Genomic DNA, 3,645 nt, shown 5'->3' on the forward strand with positions numbered 1-3,645 from the left:
ATATGACGGTGAGTACTACCCCCACACAGGCAACCCTTTGATCGACACGATGTCCGGGGAGGGGGTCAACAACGGCTACACCATCGTGCTTACGGCGAAAAAGGGGGATGACGTTACCGGGGCGGGAACCCGCACGATCTCCCCCGACGGGAAAGTCCTGACAATGACGTTCATTTACATGGACGCCGAAGGCATTCTGCGCGGACACGTAGCGGCTTACGACAAACAGGAGGAGTGACACCCCTACGACACTGGCCGGGAGCTGCGAATGGGTGGCAGGCCTTCTGAGCAGGACGCGATGGTCGAATGTGTTACCCGCAATGTCCTCAACCGCTATCTAGGCCGCAGGTAAAACCCCTCGAGGTAAATCCGACACGATGCCGAGCCTGCGACAACGCGATCTTCACGTATGGCGGGATGTGTCATGCGACGGATTGGCACGTGCAGGCGCGAAGCATTGATTCCCCACTTGGCACCTGTCAACCCGCAGCTGATCCTCATCGCGAAAAAGGTCCTTGGCCTGCCCCCTTCGAACTGCGCGCGGGACCGCCGATGCACGATCGCTGGAATGCATCGCAGTCGCCTTGTTGGGCGCAGCATTTGACAAGTGGAACCCCCAATATTGTTGGAAATGAGCGTGGAGAAGCCGCTAAGATAATGTTCAGCATCAACCTTGTGCGATCGGTGTTGCCGCTGAGGCGCAAGTCGGCGTCGGGTGGTTTGAACTGCCCGGGCCAAGTAGATACGGGAGAGCTTAGCCGCGGCACCACTATTTCCTTCTGCATTTAGCTGGACATACTTCAGATGAAAAATATCCGTACTATTCGTACGCAAAGTAGAAGGAACTTAGGACTTTGCCGCATTTGAAACGCCTTCCGTCCGGTCATCACTGATCTGGTCGAGAGTCAAGCCATGTCAGACGACGCAGGATCGGATCTTGTCGATCCGCCCAAGCCCCAAGCTTTCAACGCTGACGGCATCGCCGCGCCGCTGCGCGATGCAATATTCCGGCGCATCTGGCTCTCGAGCCTTGTCTCCAATCTTGGAAGCCTGATCCAGGGTGTCGGTGTGGCTTGGGCGATGACACAAATGACGTCCTCTGCCGACAAGGTGGCGCTCGTGCAGACCGCACTGGAGCTGCCGGTGGTGTTGATCGCGTTGCTGGCCGGCGCGATTGCGGACGTGCATGACAGGCGAATCGTGGCATTGGTCTCACTGGGTATCGCGCTGGCCGGCGCGACCGTTTTGACGGCATTCGCTTGGCTCGGCCTGCTCACGCCGAATCTCTTGCTGGCACTTTGTTTTGCCGGCGGTTGCGGCATGGCGTTGATGGGGCCGGCCTGGCAATCCGCGGTGCGCGAGCAGGTCCCCGCGGAGGCGCTGCCAGCTGCGGTCGCGCTCAACGGCATCAGCTACAACATCGCGCGCAGCGTGGGTCCAGCTATCGGGGGTATCGTTGTGGCGACGGCTGGTACCGTAGCGGCGTTCGGGCTCAATGCGCTGTCATATCTGCCGCTGATGGTTGTGCTGTTCCTCTGGGAACGCAAGACCCAACGTTCACGCCTCCCGCCTGAGAACCTTAGACGCGCCATCGTTTTGGGCGTGCGCTATATCGCGAGTTCACCACCGATCAAGATCGTGCTGATCCGCTCGACGGTGTTCGGGGTGATCGGCGGCTCAGTAACCGCGCTGATGCCGCTGATGGCGCGCGATCTCCTGCATGGCAGCGCCCCGACCTATGGGATCATGTTCAGTGCATTTGGTCTGGGCGCAGTGATCGGCGCGCTCAACATCACCAAAGTGCGCAAGCGCATGAGCGGCGAGGCGGCGATCCGCGCCAGCGCGCTGTCGATGGGCGCGGCGATTGCCGTGGTCGCCCTGAGCCGCCATCCTGTGTTGACGGCGGCCGCACTGGTCGTCGCGGGGGCCGCGTGGATCCTGACTTGGACGCTGTTCTCCATTGGTGTGCAGCTGTCGGCGCCGGGCTGGGTTGCGGGACGCTCGCTCGCGGCTTACCAGGCGGCGGCATCAGGCGGGATTGCCCTTGGCAGCTGGGGTTGGGGCTATCTGACAGATGCCGCCGGCGTCGAATCGGCGCTCCTGGTCGCGGCTGTCCTGATGCTGGGCTCGCCGCTCATCGGCCTGTGGCTTCGCATGCCGCGGATAAGCGCGCAGAGCGAAGAGACCCACGTGCTTGAGGATCCCGAGGTGCGGCTACCGCTGACGGGGCACAGCGGTCCCCTGGTGGTCGAGATCGAATATCGCATCCGAGAGGAGAACGCGCGTGCCTTTCACGACGTGATGCAAGAAGTACAGCTGTCCCGCCAGCGCAACGGCGCCTATGGCTGGTCTATCGCGCGCGACATCGCCGACCCCGAATTGTGGACCGAGCGTTATCACTGCCCGACTTGGCACGATTACCTGCGCCACCGAAACCGCCCGACCCAGTCGGAGCGCGTGCTGCAACAGCAGGCCATAGATTTCCACGTCGGTCCCGGAAAGGTGGGTGTCCGGCGCATGCTGGAGCGTCCGTTCGACTCAGGGCGCTAGAAGAGCGACATGCCAGACTTGCGGGACCACCGACGTGCCACCGGTGATCTCAAGGGCGGCTTGTCACTGCGCCTTAAGCGGCTGCGGCGCAGTAAGGCGGTCGAGCACCAACACTACAGCTTCGTAACTTTTAGCGAGCCACCACGTCGCGGACGCAATTCTTCGCTGCGATGCATTGACGCGCAGCAATGCGGCTCAAAGTGCGCACAGATTGATGAACAAGGGCGATCGAGCATTCATATACTAAACGGCGCTAGCTTCGTTGGCAGGAATTCATCACCCAGGCTTGCACTCCGGCGTTGACGACCTAGCCCAGATCGGGGCGCTGGCTCTATTTCGTGAGCGCGGCGTCAAGTTTGCCAACATCCGCGGCTCCAACGCGATCGCGGTCGCGGAGCACGCGATGATGCTTGTGCTCGCACTGGCAAAAAAGCGCTTCTCAAGCCCCGGTCGGCTGGGGGTCGCGGCTGAGCATTCACAAGCTTCCAAACGTGATCTGCTCCGGTGACCAAGCCGCAAACGCCGATGACGTTGTTGCAGCGAAACATCGCATGGGGGACTGAGAGTCTCGTGGAATTTGCAGCAAAGAGGCCGATCACCCGAGAAGTCAGGCTCGACCTCGGTTATTGAGATCGGGCGCTGCCATCCGTACCTGACTTAATGGAACATCCCACCATGTCTGACCTGTCTTTCGCGGATGTCTCAAGTGCCCGGCGCCGCCTTGAATGGCTTTTTGATTTACAGCAGCGGAGGTCCATGAAAGCAATAGATCCGGTCGTCGGCATCTGGAAACTGAATCTGGCAAAGTCCAAATTCATCAACGGGCCGACACCATTCAATTACAAGTCTGCGACGCGAACGTATACGCAGGACCCAGAGGGCATCATCACAGGCACAGTCAACGCGGTTCTGCCCGACGGATCGCTTTTCTCCGAGCAGCTAATCCTCAAATATGACGGTGAGTACTACCCCCACACAGGCAACCCTTTGATCGACACGATGTCCGGGGAGGGGGTCAACAACGGCTACACCATCGTGCTTACGGCGAAAAAGGGGGATGACGTTACCGGGGCGGGAACCCGCACGATCTCCCCC

Annotated in this window: 4 protein-coding genes; all 4 read left to right on the forward strand. The window is 60.5% G+C overall.

The genetic code is table 11. The features are described 5' to 3' along the window. On the forward strand, positions 1 to 238 hold a 238-nt coding region (locus AC1DUB_RS28125; protein ID WP_477732363.1), incomplete at its 5' end, for a hypothetical protein. Positions 239 to 912: 674 nt separating this feature from the next. Further along, the gene (locus AC1DUB_RS28130) at positions 913 to 2,550 is read left to right on the forward strand and encodes an MFS transporter (RefSeq protein WP_477732364.1); all 1,638 of its coding nucleotides are present in this window, start codon (positions 913 to 915) and stop codon (positions 2,548 to 2,550) included. A gap of 286 nt (positions 2,551 to 2,836) precedes the next feature. After that, on the forward strand, positions 2,837 to 3,058 hold the full coding sequence (locus AC1DUB_RS28135; protein WP_477732365.1) for a hypothetical protein: 222 nt from the start codon (positions 2,837 to 2,839) through the stop codon (positions 3,056 to 3,058). 167 nt (positions 3,059 to 3,225) lie between these two features. Further along, on the forward strand, positions 3,226 to 3,645 hold a 420-nt coding region (locus AC1DUB_RS28140), incomplete at its 3' end, for a hypothetical protein (protein WP_477732366.1).

This window comes from Polaromonas sp. P4_F9, from assembly GCF_056401235.1.